Here is an 18,462-nt window from a genome sequence, read left to right as displayed (position 1 = left end):
CCATGTTGATTGGATGTGCTGGCGATACCGCTCGGGCGGTTTCATGTGACGGATTTACTGCCGGAGGCAACGACGGTTTTGGAATGGTGAACTGATTCTCAAGCACAAAAGCAAAAAGCCCACCAGAAGGCGGGCTAAATACTGTGTTTTGGAGGCGGGGGTCGGGATCGAACCGGCGTAAACGGCTTTGCAGGCCGCTGCATAACCACTTTGCTACCCCGCCAGGGGTGTACCGACTGCAAAATCAAATAATATTAGCCGAATTTATTTGAATTAACCAACACGTTCAGCTATTGATTTCGCATAAAAAAAGGAAGCTTTTTCCAGCTTCCTTTTTTGAATCTGGAGCGGGAGAAGAGTCTCGAACTCTCGACCTCAACCTTGGCAAGGTTGCGCTCTACCAACTGAGCTACTCCCGCATTTGTTTCTTTTTCCGCATCAACTACAGAGACGACATTATAGTTGATCTACAGAGTTTGTCAATGATTTTGAAAAATTTTCATCACGTATTTTCAAAACACCGACGTTCATTTCACTGCTTGTTGTTTTCTTTTGCAGCGGTACTTTCTTTGATCAGCGGCCAGGCCTTACGCAAATAGTAAAACATGGACCACACCGTCAACACCGCTGCTATCAACAATAACACTTGCCCCCAGAAACGGGTATCAATGCCAAGCAGGTCGCCATAATACAACAACATCGGGATCGCGACCATCTGTGCGGTGGTTTTTATTTTACCGATCGAACTCACCGCTACCGATTTCGATGCGCCGATTTGCGCCATCCATTCGCGCAAGGCGCTGATAGCGATCTCGCGGCCGATGATCACAAACGCGATGATAGGATCGACCCGCTGCAGATGCACCAGCACCAGCAAGGCGCCGGCGACCATCAGCTTGTCTGCGACCGGATCCAGGAAAGCGCCGAAGGCCGAAGTCTGGTTCCAGCGCCGCGCCAGGAAACCGTCGAACCAGTCGGTCACTGCAGCGACGATAAAAATGATGGTCGAAGCCAGGCCCAACTGGAATATTGAAAAACCATGAAAACCAAGATCGGGAAGGTAGAAAACACCGACCACCAGCGGGATCAAGGCAACCCGCAGCCAAGTCAGTAAAATCGGAAAATTAAATGGCATAAATAGTTTTATAGTTAAGGAGCCAACTGTTCATGTTCTAATTATCTAGGAGTATGCAGCAGTTGGGAAATAAAACCTGCAAAAGCAACAAGCGATGACCCAACATGCAACATTCATGTCAATGGAGCTGCTTGTAGATTTCTTCGGCCAGCACGCGCGAAATACCCTCAACCGAGGCAATGTCTTCAATGCTGGCGTCCGCCACGCCGCGCAAGCCGCCAAAGCGCGCCAGCAGTTTCTGGCGGCGTTTGGCGCCGATCCCTTCGATTTCTTCCAGCCGCGAACTCTGGCGCGCCTTGGCGCGCTTGGCGCGCATGCCGGTGATGGCGAAACGATGTGCCTCGTCGCGAATCTGTGCAATCAGCATCAACGCCGCGGACTCCTTGCCCAGTTCGCGGGCGGCGCGGCCATCGGCGAAGATCAGGGTTTCCAGTCCGACCTTGCGCCCTTCGCCTTTGGCGACACCGACAATCAGGCTGATATCCAGCCCCAGTTCGGCCAGCACCTGGCGCGCCATTTCAACCTGCCCCTTGCCGCCGTCGACCAGCACGATATCGGGCATGACGCCGTCGCCGTTAGCCACTTTTTCGTAACGCCGCATCAGCACCTGGCGCATCGCGGCATAGTCATCGCCAGGCGTGATGTCCTTGATGTTATAGCGCCGGTATTCACCGTTTTGCATGGTGTGATGATGGAACACCACGCAAGATGCCTGGGTCGCCTCGCCTGAGGTATGGCTGATGTCGAAACACTCGGCGCGCAAGCTGTCGATATCCTCGACTTCAAGACCGAGCACGTCGACCAGCGCCCGCGTCCGGGACTGTTGCGAGCCCTGCTCCGACAACAATCTGGCGAGAGAAATTTCAGCACCCTTTTGCGCCATCTCCAGCCATTGGCGGCGTTGCCCTTGCGGCTGGAACAACAGGTTGATGCGATGGCCGCATTGCTCCATGAGCGCCACCATCAGCGCCGGTTCGTCGAACTCGATATTCAGTATCAAGGTGCCTGGAATGAAAGTATCGATATAGTGCTGCGCAAGGAAAGCCTTGAGCACGGCAAGCTCTATGGTTTCTCCCTGTGCTTCTTCCGGGTTCGACAACGCGCCATCGACATGGCTAGGGAAATACGCGCGATCGCCCAGATGGCGGCCGCCGCGCACCATCGCCAGATTGACGCAGGCGCGTCCACCCTGGACGATGACGGCAACGATATCGATATCGCTGTCGCCAACGGTTTCCATGCTTTGCTGATGCAGCACGCGCGACAGCGCCGTGATTTGGTTACGCACCGTCGCTGCCTGTTCGAATTTCAATTCGGCAGCGTAAGCGTGCATCTTTTGCTCCAGCGTCGTCAACACTTCGGTTTGCCGTCCGCGCAAAAATTTTGCGGCGTTATCGACGTCGGTCAGGTAATCCTCATGGCTGATCAGGTTCACGCAAGGCGCACTGCAGCGCTGGATCTGGTGCAGCAGGCAAGGCCTGGTGCGATTCGCAAAGACACTGTCTTCACAAGTACGCAGCAAGAACACCTTCTGCAAGATCTGCATCGACTCCTTGACTGCCCAGGCACTCGGAAACGGTCCGAAATACTGATTTTTTTTATCGACGGCGCCGCGATAGTAAGCCATGCGCGGGGTTTCCTGGCCGCTGATCTTCAGGTAAGGATAGGATTTATCGTCACGGAAAAGAATGTTGTAACGCGGCTGCAAGGACTTGATCAGATTACTTTCCAGGATCAAGGCTTCGGCTTCGCTGCGCGTTACCGTCGTCTCTAGCCGGGCGATGCGCTCGACCATCATGGCGGTGCGCGGACTGGCAAGATTTTTTTGAAAGTAGCTCGATACCCGCTTCTTCAGATCGCGCGCCTTGCCGACATAGAGGATGTTATCGGCCGCATCGAAATAACGATACACACCGGGCAGATTCGGCAATTTGGCGACGGTTTCCAGCACCACCGAGCGTGGATCTGGGGCGTCGGGAGTTTCCGGCTTTTCAGCTTCAGTCATGATGCAAGGCTCTCAATCATCCCATCCATCATAACAATGATTGCACCAGCGACCTCGCAGCCAGGTAATCCGCATCGGTTTGCAGCGTATCCCAATCCAGGGCAGCAGTTTGCGGTAACAGGGCTATCAGGCGCGCACGGGATGCGGCCGACTCGTCGCCAGTCACGCTTAGCCCGGCCAGCAACTGGTCAGCCTTGTCCGGTGAATTGCAGATCAGGACTACATCGCAACCGGCCGCCAAAGCCGCCTTGGCGCCATCCAGCACGCCGCCGGCAGAACCGGCTGCTTCCATGCTCAGATCGTCGCTGAAGATCACGCCGTTGAAACCGATATCCTTGCGCAGGATGGTCAACCACTTCTTGGAGAAGCCGGCCGAGTGCTTATCTACCTTCGAATAAATCACATGCGCCGGCATCACGGCCGCCAGGCTCATGCCGAGCCAGTCGTAGGGCTTGACGTCTTCTTCCATGATCTGCGCCAGGCTGCGGTCGTCGACCGGCAGCGACAAGTGCGAGTCGCCCTGCACGTAGCCATGGCCGGGGAAATGCTTGCCGCAGTTAGCCATGCCGGCCAGCGCCAGGCCATGATTCAAACTCTTTGCCAATAAGGTGACCACGCGCGGATCGCGATGGAAAGCGCGTTCACCGATCACGCTGGACTCGCCGAAATCAAGATCGAGCACCGGAGTAAACGACAGGTCGACGCCACAGGCGCGCAACTCGCTGGCCAGCACAAAACCTACCGCGGTCGCCGTTTTGGTCGCGCCCAGTACATCGTGATCCCATTGCTCCCCGAGCAGGCGCATTGCCGGCAAACGGGTAAAACCATCAGTCCTGAAACGTTGCACCCGGCCGCCTTCGTGGTCGACCGCAATCAATATGCCGGGGCGCGCCGCATGAATCGCTGCAGTCAGGGCAGTAAGCTGGGCGCGGTCCTGATAGTTACGCGTGAACAGGATTACGCCGCCGGTGAGCGGATGCTGGATGCGACGGATATCGTCGGCGCTCAGGCTGGTGCCAACCACGTCCAGCATGACCGGACCGAGTACCGCTTGGTTTACTGCGTGATCATTCACTACACTACCTGAACCACTACTCATTTCTTCTCCACGATAACGAAGGCGACCGCGTATTCCACTTCATCGGTAATCGATACCTGAGCGGTCAAGCCATTCTTTTGCATGTATTCTTCCAGCGCCGGGTTGACGACGACGATCGGCTTGCCACTGGGCGCGTTCAAGGTTTGCATGGCGCGCCAGGTCATCGGCATCCTCATCCCTAGTCCGAGGGCTTTGGAAAAAGCTTCTTTGGCAGCAAAACGCGTGGCCAGGAAACGGATGCCGCGCGCCTCTACCTTGGCTTTGCGGGACAGGTACTTTTCCATTTCTTGCGGACCAAGGATTTTTCCCGCAAAGCGGTCGCCGTTCCGCTGCAAGGCGGCCGCTATCCGCGGAATCCGGATGATATCGGTGCCGATGCCATAAATCATGCAAGCCTCTCTATGTGCCCAGACGCGCTTTCACCATCAAGGCTTTCATTTCGCTGACGGCGGCTTTCCAGCCGACGAACACCGCATGCGCCACGATGGCGTGGCCGATATTCAGCTCGGCGATGTCGGGAATCGCGGCAATTGCCTGGGTATTGGTGTAATGCAGGCCATGTCCGGCGTTGACCTTGAGGCCGCGCTTGACGCCTTCCTGCACCGCTATTTGCACGCGCTCCAGCTCGCTGCGTTGCCCGGCTTCGTCATGCGCTTCGGCATAACGCCCGGTGTGCAGTTCGATTACAGGTGCGCCAACTTCGGCAGCGGCTTGAATCTGATCGGCTTCGGGATCGATGAACAAGCTGACGCGTATACCTTCCGCCTGCAATTGACGCACTGCCGCCTGCACCTGGGTGAAATACTTGACGACATCCAGGCCGCCTTCAGTGGTCAGCTCGTGCCGGCGCTCCGGCACCAGGCAAGAATCCTGCGGCTTGATCTTGCAGGAAAAATCGATCATTTCCTGAGTCACCGCCGCTTCCAGGTTCATCCGGGTACGCAATTGCGGCCGGATGATTTCAACATCGGCATCCTTGATGTGGCGCCGGTCTTCGCGCAAGTGCAGCGTAATGACGTCGGCGCCCGCTTCTTCCGCCTGCAATGCCGCTTGCAGCGGATCAGGGTAAGTAGTGCCGCGCGCATTGCGCAAGGTGGCGACGTGATCGATATTGATGCCAAGGTCGATGATCGGGGATGTAGGGTTGAGATAGCTCATCGTATGCTCAGGTAATGGAATTGGTTTTGTCGGATATCAAGATTGCACTAAATCTGCCGCGACGGCAACGCAGATATGGTTGGGCCAGGTGGAAATTTTCATCAATAATCGACACCCTCACAGTTGCATCAGGTCAATCAGAATCTGCCGCGTGTTCAAGGGCGCACCACCCAGATGATGGGCCAGCAAAAAGCGCATCAGTACCTTGCTCTGGGCCTGGGTGACGACGTCGCTGTAATCTTCCCGCTCCATATCCAGCAAGGTCTTGCCGCTGACGCGCGGCCAGGAATCGGCCGCCCGCGCAAGGCGCGGACCGCGTTCGGGATCGACTACATAGCTTTCTGCGGGATCGACCGGCTGGCGGCTGCTGGTGCAACGGGTGAAATCGCCGGCCACTCCGGTCTGCTTAAGCAATGCTCTTTCGAATTGGCGCAGGACGATCGGCGCAGGTTCCTGATGTGCCAGCTGGTTCAGGGTGGTGACGTAGTGGTCGAACAATATCGCATGTGGATCGTCGCGCGCTACCAGTTTGACCAGCAGTTCATTCAGGTAGAAACCGCATAGCAATGCCGATTTTTCCAGCGGCAGCATGCCGCCTACCCATTCGGCGGCGATCAAGGTGCGAACTTCGGATTTGCCACTCCAGCTCAGCGACAAGGGCTGGAAGGTTTGCAACACGCCGCGCAATTTTGACAAAGGACGTTTGGCGCCCTTGGCAACCAGTGCAATGCGGCCGTAATCGCGGCTGAAGACATCGATGATCAGGCTGGTTTCGCGGTGCGGGTAGCTGTGCAGTACGAAGCCGGGTTGGCCAGTGACGCGGGTATCGGGCGGTTTGGCCCGACGTTTCGGCGGGCTGGCTGATGTGGATGCGGCGGTAGAGGTTGAAGCAGGAGCAGGAGTAAAAACAGGAGCAGCATCGCTGATGATCGCGATCGACTGCTCTTCAGCCACGGTCGGCGGCAGGGCTGCTTCTCCGGTGCTATCGTCAGCGATGATCGCGTTCATGCTCTCTGGCTTATTCGTAGCCGTAGGCGCGCAATCCGGCTTCGTTATCGGCCCAGCCGGATTTAACCTTGACCCAGATTTCCAGATATACCGGGCCGCCGAACAGGCGCTCCATATCTAGCCGTGCCTGGGTTGAAATATCCTTGAGGCGGGCGCCCTTTTGCCCGATCACCATCGATTTGTGGGTGTCGCGCTCAACCAGGATCGCTGCGAACACACGGCGCAGGTTACCTTCGAGTTCGAATTTTTCGATCAGGACGGTGCTGGTATAAGGCAATTCATCGCCGACAAAACGGAAAACTTTCTCGCGCACTATCTCGGCTGCGAGAAATTTTTCGCTGCGATCGGTAATATCGTCTTCACCGAACATCGGCGGATTTGCCGGCAGATACTTGCGGATTTCACCCTGCAGATTATCCAGCTGGAAGCGCAACTTGGCCGACACCGGCACCACAGCGGCGAAATCGCGCATGGCGGCGATTTTTTGCGCAAACGGCAGCAGCACGGCCTTGTCCTTGACGCGGTCCGACTTGTTGATGACCAGGATGCAAGGCACGTTAGCTGGCAGCAAAGCCATCACTTGCTGGTCGGCCGGACCAAAAGTACCGGCTTCGATGATGTACAAAATAACGTCGGCCGCGGTCAACGTCGTAGTGACGGTGCGATTCAGTGTTTTATTCAGCGCATTCGAGTGGCGCGTCTGGAAGCCAGGCGTATCGACATATACAAACTGCGTGTCGGCCACGGTTTGAATCCCGGTAATCCGATGACGGGTGGTCTGCGCCTTGCGCGAAGTAATGCTGACCTTGGCCCCGATCAGCTCGTTCATCAGGGTCGACTTGCCTACGTTAGGGCGACCGACAATAGCTATGTAGCCACAACGGAAATCAGTTGCGGCATTAGTCGATGCCTGGGGTGTAGAGTCTGTCATGCGGTTTTCGATTTACTCGTAGTATGGAGTGTTGCATTAGAAGGAGTTGCTACCGTGGCCACGCTACCTGCGGCGACGGTTTCTGTAACGGCATTGGCCGCATTGCTTGTTTTGGATGGCGCGGCTGCTTCGGCACTGCCTAGGCTACCCACATTACCGACACTACCGTTAACGGCTGGCGCCTGTGCCTTGGCGGGCGCCTTCGCCGCAGTTACGGCCGTGGTTACTTCCGCCGGACCTTTGTCCTTGACCGGCGCAGCAGGTTTGCCTACGACATCCTGTGGCGCTTCCGGCGCATCCGGCTGAATCGTCGCAATACCGCTCAGTTTCAATTGCGCTGTACGCGGCTTGGCTTTACGCGGCGCCGCTGGTGCTTTCACAAATGCTTTTTGCACCGCTTCCAGCGCCAGCTTGGCGGCTGCCTGTTCGCCGGCGCGACGGCTGCCGCCATTGCCGAATACTTGTATATCCAGTTTAGGCACCAGGCATTCAATTTCAAATTCCTGATTGTGCGCGGCGCCGTGAGTAGCCACAACATTGTATTGTGGCAACGCGATTTTCTTCCCTTGCAGGTATTCCTGCAGCAGGGTTTTTGCATCTTTGCCCAAGGTCTTGGGATCGACGGTATCCAGGATCGGGATATACAAAGCGCGGATCACATCGCGCGCCGCATCGAAACCGGCATCCAGGAAAATCGCGCCGAACAACGCTTCCAGCGTATCGGCCAAAATTGAAGGCCGGCGGAAACCACCGGATTTCAACTCGCCCTCACCCAGCCGCAAAAATTGCGACAGCTCCAGCCGTTGGGCGATTTCATACAGCGATTGCTGCTTGACCAGATTGGCGCGCACCCGCGACAAATCGCCTTCGTCTATCTTGGTATAACGGTCGAACAACAATGAGGCGACAACGCAATTCAGAATAGAATCGCCAAGGAACTCCAACCGCTCGTTATGCAAGGTGCTATGGCTGCGATGCGTCAAGGCCTGCTGCAATAACGTAGCATCCTTAAAAGTGTGGCCTAGCCGATTCTGCAATAACATGAGGTCCATTTTCTTCTTCGACTCTTCGACGTTTACGGTTGTCGTCCGCTTTGATTTTTCAACACATGCTTCAACGCATGATTCAATACTGATCAAGACTTTGCAGTGCTGCCCGCATAATCGATCAACAAGCTGACAGGGCCGACCAGCGGGATTTTTTTCTGATACGAAAAACTGATCTGGACATTGTCGCCATCCTTCGTGATCTCCAGGTCTTTGCCTGAAATCGTGTCGATATAACCAACCTCGGCTTGCTTGTTAAACGCGTTCTGGATTTCCTGTACCGTGGTGCCGGCCGTTCTGGCGCTGGCTATCGCTTTTTTGATGGAAAAATATTCGATCGTAGTCGGCGTCACCTTGGCCACCAGCACCCCGATACAGCCGAGAACCGCCAAAACAACGATCAAGCCGAACAAAGTAATGCCTTGCTGCTTCCGTGTAGATCCGGAAATTCTTGTCATCCCTGACTCCGCAATGGTTTATTTAAAAAAAGTGCCGATACGCTTGAAATTACCCAAATTCATCCAAACTAAAAATGCTTTTCCGACAATATTCTGATCTGGTACAAATCCCCAATAGCGACTGTCTTCGCTGTTATCCCGATTATCCCCCATCATGAAATAATTGCCAGCAGGAACGGTACAGGTAAATCCTTCCGGATTATAGGAACAGGCGTCTTTGTCAGGAAAATCCATCACACCTTCCAGCGAAATCGGCGGCCGGCCATTACGCACTGCGATCGTATGTTGCACGTTTGACAGGTTTTCCGTGAATTGCTGGGAGTAATCCAGGCTGTCTTCATTCAGGTAATCCGGCAACGGCGTATAAGTAAGAGCTTTACCGTTAATTGTTAAACGTTTGTTTTGGTATGTTATTTTATCACCCGGCACCCCAACCACGCGCTTGATGTAATCCAGCGACATATCCTTGGGGTATTTGAACACCATCACGTCGCCGCGCTGCGGTTGATTCATCTCGATCACTTTTTTATTCAGGATCGGCAGACGAATACCGTATGTAAATTTGTTAACCAGGATCAGGTCGCCCACCAGCAGCGTCGGCACCATCGAGCTGGATGGAATCTTGAACGGCTCGTACAAGAACGAACGCAAGAAGAACACCATTGCAATGACTGGGAAAAAGCTGCCGGAATACTCAACCCAGGTCGGCTGGCGCAACAGACCTGCTTCCAGCGCCGCGCGGCCGCTGGCCTCGAGCTTGATGCCGTCGGCATTCAGCTTGGCATTGCGGGCATCGAACTCGGCCAGGGCGGCATCGGCCCTGGCGCGCCGTTGTTTGCCCAGGTAGAAACGATCAAAAAACCAGATGATGCCGGTGACAATGGTCAAGACAAACAGAATTAATGCGAAATTTCCTAAGATTGATTGCAATGTCATTTTTCATCCACTTGTAAGATTGCCAGGAATGCTTCTTGCGGGATCTCGACTGAACCCACCTGTTTCATCCGTTTTTTACCGGCCTTCTGCTTTTCCAGCAATTTGCGCTTACGGCTGATATCGCCGCCGTAGCACTTTGCCAGCACGTTCTTGCGCAACGCCTTGACGTTTTCACGCGAAATGATATTGGCGCCGATCGCCGCCTGAATCGCGACGTCGAACATCTGGCGCGGGATCAGCTCGCGCATCTTGGCAGCGACTGCGCGGCCGCGGTACTGACTGTTGGCGCGATGCACGATGATCGCCAGCGCATCGACTTTTTCGCTGTTGATCAGCATGTCGACCTTGACCACGTCGGCCGAGCGGTACTCCTTGAACTCGTAGTCCATCGAGGCATAACCGCGCGATGTCGATTTCAGGCGATCGAAGAAATCGAGCACCACCTCGGCCATCGGGATTTCATAGGTCAGCTTGACTTGCTTGCCGTGATAACTCATGTCGATCTGCATGCCGCGCTTCTGGGTGCACAGTGTGATCACCGAGCCCACATACTCTTGCGGCATGTACAAATTGACCGTGACGATCGGCTCGCGCACTTCTTCGATATTGGACGGATCGGGCATCTTCGATGGATTGTCCACCAGCATGATGGTGCCATCGCGCTTTACCACTTCGTAAATCACCGTAGGTGCGGTGGTGATCAGGTCCATGTCGAACTCGCGCTCGAGCCGTTCCTGGACGATTTCCATGTGCAGCAAGCCGAGGAAGCCGCAGCGGAAGCCGAAGCCCAGCGCTTGCGACACTTCAGGTTCGTATTGCAGGGCAGCGTCGTTCAGCTTGAGTTTTTCCAGCGAGTCGCGCAGCGCATCGTACTGGTTCGCTTCGACCGGGAACAAGCCGGCAAACACCTGCGGCTGCACTTCTTTAAAACCAGGCAACGCTTCGGCGGCAGGCTTCGACGCCAGCGTTACCGTATCGCCAACCTTGGCTGCCTTCAATTCTTTGATGCCCGCGATGATGAAGCCCACCTGGCCGGCGGACAGCGATTCGCGCGACTGCGATTTAGGCGTGAACACGCCGACGCTTTCGGTCAGATGCTGGGAACCGGTGGCCATCAGCAGGATCTTGTCCTTAGGACGCAAAGTACCGTTCTTGATACGCACCAGCATCACGACGCCGACGTAGTTATCGAACCAGGAATCGACAATCAGCGCCTGCAAAGGAGCGTCCGGATCGCCCTTCGGCGGCGGCACTTTGACAATCAGCGACTCCAGCACTTCGCGCACGCCCAGCCCGGTCTTGGCCGAACAATGCACCGCGTCGTGGGCATCGATCCCGATCACGTCTTCGATTTCAGCAATCGCGTTATCCGGATCGGCAGAAGGCAAGTCGATCTTGTTCAGTACCGGCACCACTTCCACGCCGAGATCCAGCGCGGTATAGCAGTTGGCCACGGTCTGGGCTTCCACGCCTTGCGAAGCATCGACCACCAGCAGCGCGCCTTCGCAGGCGGACAGCGAGCGGCTGACTTCGTAGCTGAAGTCGACGTGACCAGGCGTATCGATCAGGTTCAGATTGTAAATCTGGCCATCCAGCGCTTTGTAGGACAGCGCCGCGGTCTGAGCCTTGATCGTAATGCCGCGCTCGCGCTCAATATCCATTGAGTCGAGTACCTGCGCCCCCATCTCACGATCGGACAAGCCGCCGCAAGATTGGATGATACGGTCCGCCAGGGTAGATTTACCGTGGTCGATGTGGGCGATGATGGAGAAATTACGGATGTTGTTCATTGACAGACGCGATTACAAAAAAGGCGCTCTGAGCCGGGCGCAGTGTAGTGTTCGTATTTGGCGGCACGAATAAAAGTAAAGGATTTTTGTTCCAGACTAGACGCGCGCCGGAGCGATAGTGAACTATCGCGAGGATGCGCAACGACGTATGGGGCAAAAAGACGAACTTTTATGTGCCGACAGGTGCGAAACACTGCACTAGTGTCCCAGGCAAGCGCCTTTTATGACAGGTTATTCAGTGCCGCCATTTTACCGGATTTCAGAGGGGAAAACCGACAAATCAAAGGGCTGAAGATATTGCCTTCCAGTATAACTGGGAAAGCGGTTCATCTACATACTCCTATAAGTATCTTAAAAGCACCTTAAAGCATGGGCCATAAGAGTCTCTTTTTATCTTTCCTGGCGGGAGTATATGAGTTTTTATTGCAATTTGGAAAATATAAATGCCATATTTGCATTTATATGCCGATGCCTGGACTAGAGCAACTCAGTCGTCTTCGCTTAAAAATTTCTTTACCGATTCAACATCAAGAAAATAATGACAAAGTTGCATCGATACGCCGCCATCTTTGCTTCCTGAAAGTACCGGCACCAGCTCATCGTACTTAGCCACCAGATCGGGATGATCGTCGACATCAATCACTTCTACGTCAAACCAGCCCGCATCACTTTCACCAGGTGCTCGCAAAGCCAATAGCGCCTGCAACATGTCTTCGCAAAGATGACAGTAGGATCGGCTATACAGCGTGAAGTAAATTTTTGACATGAATGCTCCGCAACCTCTGAAGACATAGCCTGGCAAGCCAAGACCGGCAAAAACAAAAAGCTGCAGGCCCAGGGCCTGCAGCTCCGGACAACAACGAATAGCGCGATCAGTTGCCTGGGCGCAGCGGTACGAATTGCGACGACTCGCCGCGACGTACCAGCAGCACAGCCATTTTCTTCGGCTCCAGCTTGGCGACCAGTGCGTTGAACTGCTTGGCGTCCTTGATATCGGTATTGTTCAAGCGTTGCACCACGTCGCCGGCACGCAAACCGACCCGGCCCGCGCTACCTTCGGCCGACTCGACCAACACGCCAGCATCGATGCCCAACTCTTTCTTTTTGGCGTCGGTCAAATCACTGACGATCAGGCCAAGCGCATTGGCAACCTGCGGCTCCTTCTTCGGCTTCGGAGCGTCATCCGGGGCGATTTTATCGGCCGCCAGTTCCGTGATCACGATCGGGAAGTCGCGGCTGCTACCCTTGCGCCAGACGCTGATCGTACCGCGCGCTCCTGGCTTGGTATTGCCAACCAGGCGCGGCAAGTCGTTAGCCTTCTCAATTGCCACACCGTTGAATTTCAAGATGATGTCGCCAGCCTGCAAGCCAGCCTTGGCGGCCGGGCCATCAGCCTCGACCCTGGCGACCAGGGCGCCTTCAGCTTTAGGCAAGCCCAGCGACTCGGCCACATCTTTGGTCACTTCGCCGATCTGCACGCCAATTCGGCCGCGCGTCACCTTGCCGGTTGTTTTCAACTGGTCCGACACGCGCATGGCTTCATCAATCGGCACCGCAAACGAAATTCCCATGAAGCCGCCGGAGCGGCTGTAGATTTGCGAGTTGATGCCAACCACTTCGCCACGCATATTGATCAACGGGCCGCCGGAATTACCGGGATTGACGGCGACGTCGGTCTGGATCAAGGGCAGGTAGTCGCCGGTATCGCGCGCTTTCGCCGAAATGATGCCGGCAGTCACAGTATTTTCCAGGCCGAACGGCGAACCGATCGCCAACACCCATTCGCCGGCCTTGATCTTGTCGGAATCGCCGATCGTCAAGCGTGGCAAGTTGGCGCCGTCGATTTTCAACAAGGCGACGTCGCTGCGCGTATCCGCGCCGATCACCTTGGCTTTGAATTCGCGCTTGTCGGTCAGCGTTACATACACTTCGCTGGCGCCGTCGATTACGTGCGCATTGGTCATGACATAGCCGTCGGCCGAAATCACGAAACCGGAACCTACGCCGCGCGGCACTTCTTCCTGCGGCTTGGGCTCAGCCTTGCGGCCGCGCGGGGCCGGGGCCTGCGGGCGCGGCGTGTTGGGAACCGGAACACCAAAAAAACGACGGAAGAAATCTTGCATTTCGGCGTCGCTAGGATCGTCTGAATCCCCCTGGCCGGAACCGGTTTTGACTTTTTCCGTGGTGCGGATATTGACCACTGCAGGGCCGGTTTTTTCGACGATATCGGTAAAGTCCGGCAATCCGGATACCGGTGCAGCGATCGCCTGGGGGCCGATGCCAATCACGACAGGAACAAAAAGAGCTGATGTGACGCCAACGACACCAACAACCATTGCAGACAAAACGTAACGAACCGGATTTGCCGTTTTCATAGTCATATAAGTTTTATTTGTTTTTGAGTTCAATCGAATTCGCCACCTGCCGCATTGCCGCCGGCGGCACATCGCCAACAATCGTCAACCAGTATTCCCCCTGGCGCTTACCCACGATATTCAATGCTCCCTGCTGCAAGGATCCTTCGGTACGGCTTTGACTGCCTGGTTCGATAAATATGGAAATCGCCACCAGCCCGTCTGAAAAAATCAGCTGCGAAACTTCGCGCCGCGTTACCGGCGTACCGGGAGCGCTCTTCGCGGCCGGCGCATCCGCCACCATACGCTTGAGTTCGCGTACTTTCTTGAAACCCGGAGGCATGCCGGTAACTGTCCACTCGTTCAGATTGGAGGGATTGATTACGCTGCTTTCGGTATGCCACGCATTGGTGTTGCCAAAGCTCGGCTTCAATAGATTGTGGTCGATATTGCCGATGGCGACTTGGGTAAACGAAATCTGCTCGATGATTTCATTCTTGCCGTTCAGCGTTTGCGCCCGCAACAACAAGCCGGATTTTTTCTCTGCCCATAGCTTGTAACCATAACGCATATTGTCCCTGGGTTCCAGCAGCACGGCCTGGCAATCAAAACCGGCGACCCGCCCGGTCTCGCCCATTTTTACATTGTAATAATCGGTCAGGTCGGCCGGCAGCGCCGCCAAAATGGCAGGAAAACCGTCTTGTGTGACGCGCCTCTCGACTATCTTGGTTTTAACCTCCGGCATATAGCAGGTGACATCCTCGTTACGCCGGATATATTCGCGCGGCTGGCCATCGAGGATTTCCAATTTTTCTATTTCATTCCGGCCATCCAGCATATGCGTAATACGCGACGTGCGTATCTGGTTTGCCTGCTGATAGATGAAAGTACCGGAATAACTCAGTCTTTGCGCCGCCGACTGGATTTTTTTCAGCAGCGTCTGCGCCTCCTGCTTGTCGGCTGCATTTGCAGCCGCATTTGCGCCATCGGTGCTTTCCGCTTGCGCGGAAAGCACCATGACCAGCGACAGAACAACTCCTAGCAAGACCCGCGTCTGCCGCATGTTAGTTATTAGCATCAGGTGCGTATGTGGCCGGCCGTGCGTATTGCGCAGCGCTATAAAGGGAAGGAGAGAAACGTTGATGCGCCACCAGATATTCATCCATCCGTGGGTCCCGTAACACTTCTCCGTTACGTGTGACGGCGTGATCGTCGCCGACTGCAGATGCCGAAGCCAGGGCCAGTTGCGACGTTGCCGCCCCATTGGACGCCGGGCCGCCGACCACCGCCGTTTGCGGCGTGATGATGAAAGCCGCTGCCGCTACGGCCGCAGCAGCCATGCCAGGCAAGGCAAAGCGTTTGATGGAACGCCCGACGCCGCCCGTGATGCCAAAGCGCATAGACTGGCCGCCACCGACAGCATGACGCTCGGCAGGCTGCAAAGTGGCGGCCAGGGGCGCAGCAATAATTGCAGGCTCAGCGTCTAAGCGCGCCGACATGCGGCTGAAAAAATCCGGACTCATGGTCAACGCCATATCATCCGAACGCATGATGTCGCCTATCTGGTGATAGACGTCCCATGTGTCGCGACCTTCAGTCTGACGCAAAGCAGCCATTGCCATATCCACATAGGCATTGGACAACTCACCGTCAGCCAAGGCAGAAATCTGCTCTTGGGTTATATCTTTGGTATTCATATGTCACCTTAAAACCAGGCCAACCCCTTCGTTCCCGAAAAACCACTATCTTTTTTTACGTTTTACCAACGTTTGTCGATGGCCGTATCCAGCAATGGCCTCAACTTATCTGCGATAGCTTCCCGTGCCCTAAATATCCGACTGCGCACCGTTCCTATCGGACATCCCATTGCCTCAGCAATCTCGTCATAACTCAAACCCTCTATCTCACGTAAGGTAATCGCCGTACGCAACTCCGCCGGCAAAGCCTCCATTGCAGTGTTCACGGTTTGCGCTATCTGCTTGGTGGCCAGCAAAGATTCCGGGGTGTTTATATCCCTTAGTTGCTCGCCATCGTCAAAAGTTTCTGCTTCTTCAGAATTTGCTTCAGTTGAGGTGGGCGCCCTGCGTCCCTGGGTCACCAAATAATTCTTAGCAGTATTTATGCCAATCCGATACAGCCAGGTATAAAAGGCCGAGTCGCCCCTAAACTGAGGCAGTGCCCGGTACGCCTTGATAAAGGCTTCCTGCACAACATCCTCAGCTTCTGCCTGATCGCGTACCAGCCGCGACACAAGACGCATCAGCTTGCGTTGGTATTTAATAACCAAGAGCTCGAACGCCTTCTTATCGCCACGCTGTACGCGCTCGACAAGCAGTTGATCAATTTCGCGTTCTGTCGTCAATCCCCATTCCCTTGTTTTGTTGCGACCTGCATTAGGGTGCCGGAATAGATAGTAAGCAATGACAAAAGTTCAAGAAAATGCTTATTCATTATCTAACCCAACGAGCCCTGTTTTATCCGTGCGCGACGCAATCCAGCGGCATGCCACGGATAATCTTCTGAAAGCATCATTAGAAACGCTATCAGGCAGTATAGCGATTGTTCGGACCGAGCCGCTATCCAATCGAAGGCGCAGCAGCAGTAAATGTGACCAGAGAGTGGTGCCTTCAAGCAACTTCACTCGTAATGGTGTCTGTTTCGCGGCAGGTACGGCCTTGACCGTTGCCACATCGACAAGTCTGATATGGCCGTTTCCGGAAATATTGATTTGAACTGCTTGCCTGCTACGAGTGTAGCGCGTTATGCCGTAAATAGCCGCCGACAAACACAGCGCGGCCAGAGCAAGGCGCTCGGATAACGGTAAATCGCCTACAGCACCAACGGCAATCAGGATGCCAACCGAGCCGGCCAGCAGACACTGCAAACTCACCAGCGCAGACATCACCTTGGATGGCCGGATAACGGCAGACAGGGCGATCGACATCATGAGAAGTTAAAGCGAAATTCGAACCGGTCTCGACAGAGACCGGTTCGAAGCCTGTTGCAAAATTTTAAATTTTGCCAAAAACCAGGGTGCCATTCGTGCCGCCAAAGCCGAATGAATTTTTGACTGCGATGTCTATTTTCATGTCCCGTGCCGTGTTGGCGCAGTAATCAAGATCACATTCAGGATCTTGATTGAAAATATTGGTCGTCGGCGGCGAGATTTGATTATGCAGAGCCAACACTGTAAATACCGACTCCAGTCCACCGGCGCCACCCAACAGATGTCCGGTCATCGACTTGGTCGAATTCACCACCAGCTTATAAGCATGATCACCGAAAGCGGCCTTGATCGCTTCCGTTTCATTCTTGTCGCCCAATGGTGTCGAAGTACCATGCGCATTCAGATATTGCACCTGGTCGGCGTTGACGCCGGCATCGCGCAAGGCATTGCCGACGCAACGACGCGGGCCATCCAGGCTAGGAGCAGTCATGTGATAAGCATCGCCGCTCATGCCGAAGCCAAGCAGTTCCGCATAAATCTTGGCGCCGCGCGCCTTGGCATGTTCGTATTCTTCGAGCACCAGCACACCGGCGCCCTCACCTAATACGAAACCGTCCCGATCCTTGTCCCACGGACGCGAAGCCGTGGCGGGATCGTCATTACGCGACGACAATGCGCGCGCTGACGCAAAACCGCCAACGCCCAACGGCGACACGCTGGACTCCGCACCGCCGGCAATCATCACATCGGCGTCGCCGTACTGAATCATGCGGCCGGCAGCACCGATACAATGCAAACCTGTAGTACAAGCAGTCACGATCGCCAGATTCGGTCCTTTAAGACCGTATTTGATCGACAGATTGCCTGAAATCATGTTGATGATCGATGCCGGGATGAAGAAAGGGCTAATCCGGCGCGGACCGCGAGCGGTCAGTTCGGCATGCGTTTCTTCGATCAAAGGCAAACCACCAATGCCGGAGCCGATGATGACGCCTATCCGCTCAGCATTAGTTTCAGTTACTTCCAGGCCACTGTCTTGCATCGCCTGCATCCCTGCCGCCATGCCATAGTGGATAAAAGTATCCATATGCCGTGCTTCTTTGGCAGGAATGTAATCTTCGATATTGAAGCCCTTCACTTCTCCCGCAAAACGCGTGGAAAAAGCGGTGGCGTCAAACTTGGTGATGGCTGCGATCCCTGATTTGCCTGAGATAATCGCATTCCACGCATCGGCAATCGTATTGCCGACCGGTGAAATGCAACCCAGGCCAGTTATCACAACGCGGCGTTCACGTGTGCGGCTCAAGCGGTTCTCCTGGATACATTCAAAGCTTGCTTAGGCAGCCTTAACGTGGGCCTTAGCGTAATCAATAGCTTGTTGCACTGTAGTAATTTTTTCAGCTTGTTCGTCAGGAATTTCCATTTCGAACTCATCTTCCAGTGCCATCACCAGTTCAACTGTGTCGAGTGAGTCAGCACCCAGATCGTTAACAAACGACGATTCGATCTTGATGTCAGCTTCTGCGACGCCCAGTTGCTCAGCGACGATTTTTTTAACGCGTTGTTCGATATCGGACATGTGATGCCTCCATTAG

General features: G+C 54.9%; 19 protein-coding genes and 2 tRNA genes. All 21 read right to left on the bottom strand.

Going from position 1 to position 18,462, the window contains the following annotated elements; genetic code table 11:
* Nucleotides 1–149: 149 nt before the first annotated feature.
* Nucleotides 150–223: transfer RNA gene (locus BM205_RS18615), tRNA-Cys, on the bottom strand.
* Between the two features lie 120 nt (nucleotides 224–343).
* Nucleotides 344–419: transfer RNA gene (locus tag BM205_RS18610), tRNA-Gly, on the bottom strand.
* A gap of 113 nt (nucleotides 420–532) precedes the next feature.
* Entirely contained in the window at nucleotides 533–1,135 is a 603-nt protein-coding gene (pgsA, locus tag BM205_RS18605) for a CDP-diacylglycerol--glycerol-3-phosphate 3-phosphatidyltransferase (protein ID WP_092416341.1), read from the bottom strand.
* A gap of 118 nt (nucleotides 1,136–1,253) precedes the next feature.
* Complete coding sequence (gene uvrC, locus BM205_RS18600) at nucleotides 1,254–3,140, bottom strand: excinuclease ABC subunit UvrC (RefSeq protein WP_092416340.1); 1,887 nt, start codon at nucleotides 3,138–3,140, stop codon at nucleotides 1,254–1,256.
* Nucleotides 3,141–3,168: 28 nt separating this feature from the next.
* The gene (gene nagZ, locus BM205_RS18595) at nucleotides 3,169–4,239 is read right to left on the bottom strand and encodes a beta-N-acetylhexosaminidase (protein ID WP_092416339.1); all 1,071 of its coding nucleotides are present in this window, start codon (nucleotides 4,237–4,239) and stop codon (nucleotides 3,169–3,171) included.
* The gene (gene acpS, locus BM205_RS18590) at nucleotides 4,236–4,628 is read right to left on the bottom strand and encodes a holo-ACP synthase (protein WP_092416338.1); all 393 of its coding nucleotides are present in this window, start codon (nucleotides 4,626–4,628) and stop codon (nucleotides 4,236–4,238) included. The genes nagZ and acpS overlap by 4 nt, the downstream gene beginning before the upstream one ends.
* Before the next feature lie 10 nt (nucleotides 4,629–4,638).
* Nucleotides 4,639–5,397 (bottom strand): pyridoxine 5'-phosphate synthase, encoded by a 759-nt coding sequence (pdxJ, locus tag BM205_RS18585; protein WP_092416337.1) that lies wholly within the window; start codon nucleotides 5,395–5,397, stop codon nucleotides 4,639–4,641.
* Between the two features lie 117 nt (nucleotides 5,398–5,514).
* Nucleotides 5,515–6,405 (bottom strand): DNA repair protein RecO, encoded by an 891-nt coding sequence (gene recO, locus BM205_RS18580; RefSeq protein ID WP_092416336.1) that lies wholly within the window; start codon nucleotides 6,403–6,405, stop codon nucleotides 5,515–5,517.
* A 10-nt stretch (nucleotides 6,406–6,415) separates the two neighbouring features.
* A complete protein-coding gene (gene era / locus BM205_RS18575) occupies nucleotides 6,416–7,336 on the bottom strand; it encodes a GTPase Era (protein WP_092416335.1) in 921 nt (306 codons plus the stop codon).
* Nucleotides 7,333–8,388, bottom strand: a complete 1,056-nt coding sequence (gene rnc, locus BM205_RS18570; protein WP_092416334.1) for a ribonuclease III — start codon at nucleotides 8,386–8,388, stop codon at nucleotides 7,333–7,335. Before rnc ends, era begins: the two co-directional genes overlap by 4 nt.
* Before the next feature lie 83 nt (nucleotides 8,389–8,471).
* Nucleotides 8,472–8,840 carry a DUF4845 domain-containing protein gene (locus BM205_RS18565; RefSeq protein WP_092416333.1) on the bottom strand — a complete coding sequence of 123 codons (369 nt, stop codon included), beginning with the start codon at nucleotides 8,838–8,840 and terminating at the stop codon, nucleotides 8,472–8,474.
* An 18-nt stretch (nucleotides 8,841–8,858) separates the two neighbouring features.
* Complete coding sequence (gene lepB / locus BM205_RS18560; protein ID WP_092416332.1) at nucleotides 8,859–9,776, bottom strand: signal peptidase I; 918 nt, start codon at nucleotides 9,774–9,776, stop codon at nucleotides 8,859–8,861.
* Nucleotides 9,773–11,566 carry a translation elongation factor 4 gene (lepA, locus tag BM205_RS18555; RefSeq protein WP_092416331.1) on the bottom strand — a complete coding sequence of 598 codons (1,794 nt, stop codon included), beginning with the start codon at nucleotides 11,564–11,566 and terminating at the stop codon, nucleotides 9,773–9,775. The genes lepB and lepA overlap by 4 nt, the downstream gene beginning before the upstream one ends.
* A 487-nt stretch (nucleotides 11,567–12,053) precedes the next feature.
* A complete protein-coding gene (locus BM205_RS18550; RefSeq protein WP_092416330.1) occupies nucleotides 12,054–12,332 on the bottom strand; it encodes a glutaredoxin family protein in 279 nt (92 codons plus the stop codon).
* A gap of 106 nt (nucleotides 12,333–12,438) precedes the next feature.
* Nucleotides 12,439–13,941, bottom strand: a complete 1,503-nt coding sequence (locus BM205_RS18545) for a DegQ family serine endoprotease (RefSeq protein ID WP_092416370.1) — start codon at nucleotides 13,939–13,941, stop codon at nucleotides 12,439–12,441.
* Nucleotides 13,942–13,954: 13 nt separating this feature from the next.
* Nucleotides 13,955–14,998 carry a MucB/RseB C-terminal domain-containing protein gene (locus tag BM205_RS18540; protein WP_371326509.1) on the bottom strand — a complete coding sequence of 348 codons (1,044 nt, stop codon included), beginning with the start codon at nucleotides 14,996–14,998 and terminating at the stop codon, nucleotides 13,955–13,957.
* On the bottom strand, nucleotides 14,985–15,617 hold the full coding sequence (locus BM205_RS18535) for a sigma-E factor negative regulatory protein (RefSeq protein ID WP_092416328.1): 633 nt from the start codon (nucleotides 15,615–15,617) through the stop codon (nucleotides 14,985–14,987). The genes BM205_RS18540 and BM205_RS18535 overlap by 14 nt, the downstream gene beginning before the upstream one ends.
* Before the next feature lie 62 nt (nucleotides 15,618–15,679).
* Nucleotides 15,680–16,282, bottom strand: coding sequence for an RNA polymerase sigma factor RpoE (gene rpoE / locus BM205_RS18530; RefSeq protein ID WP_014006857.1), 603 nt, complete (start codon nucleotides 16,280–16,282; stop codon nucleotides 15,680–15,682).
* Nucleotides 16,283–16,363: 81 nt separating this feature from the next.
* Nucleotides 16,364–16,867: a protein YgfX gene (locus BM205_RS18525; protein WP_092416327.1), complete on the bottom strand. Its 504-nt coding sequence runs from the start codon at nucleotides 16,865–16,867 to the stop codon at nucleotides 16,364–16,366.
* Nucleotides 16,868–16,931: 64 nt separating this feature from the next.
* On the bottom strand, nucleotides 16,932–18,173 hold the full coding sequence (gene fabF / locus BM205_RS18520) for a beta-ketoacyl-ACP synthase II (RefSeq protein ID WP_092416326.1): 1,242 nt from the start codon (nucleotides 18,171–18,173) through the stop codon (nucleotides 16,932–16,934).
* Between the two features lie 30 nt (nucleotides 18,174–18,203).
* Nucleotides 18,204–18,446 carry an acyl carrier protein gene (gene acpP, locus BM205_RS18515; protein WP_038487422.1) on the bottom strand — a complete coding sequence of 81 codons (243 nt, stop codon included), beginning with the start codon at nucleotides 18,444–18,446 and terminating at the stop codon, nucleotides 18,204–18,206.
* Nucleotides 18,447–18,462: the final 16 nt, after the last annotated feature.

Source organism: Collimonas sp. OK307, from assembly GCF_900113705.1.
Classification (GTDB): domain Bacteria; phylum Pseudomonadota; class Gammaproteobacteria; order Burkholderiales; family Burkholderiaceae_D; genus Collimonas.
The sequence above is the reverse complement of the archived record's forward strand: the minus strand, read 5'-3'. Positions and strand labels throughout refer to the sequence as shown.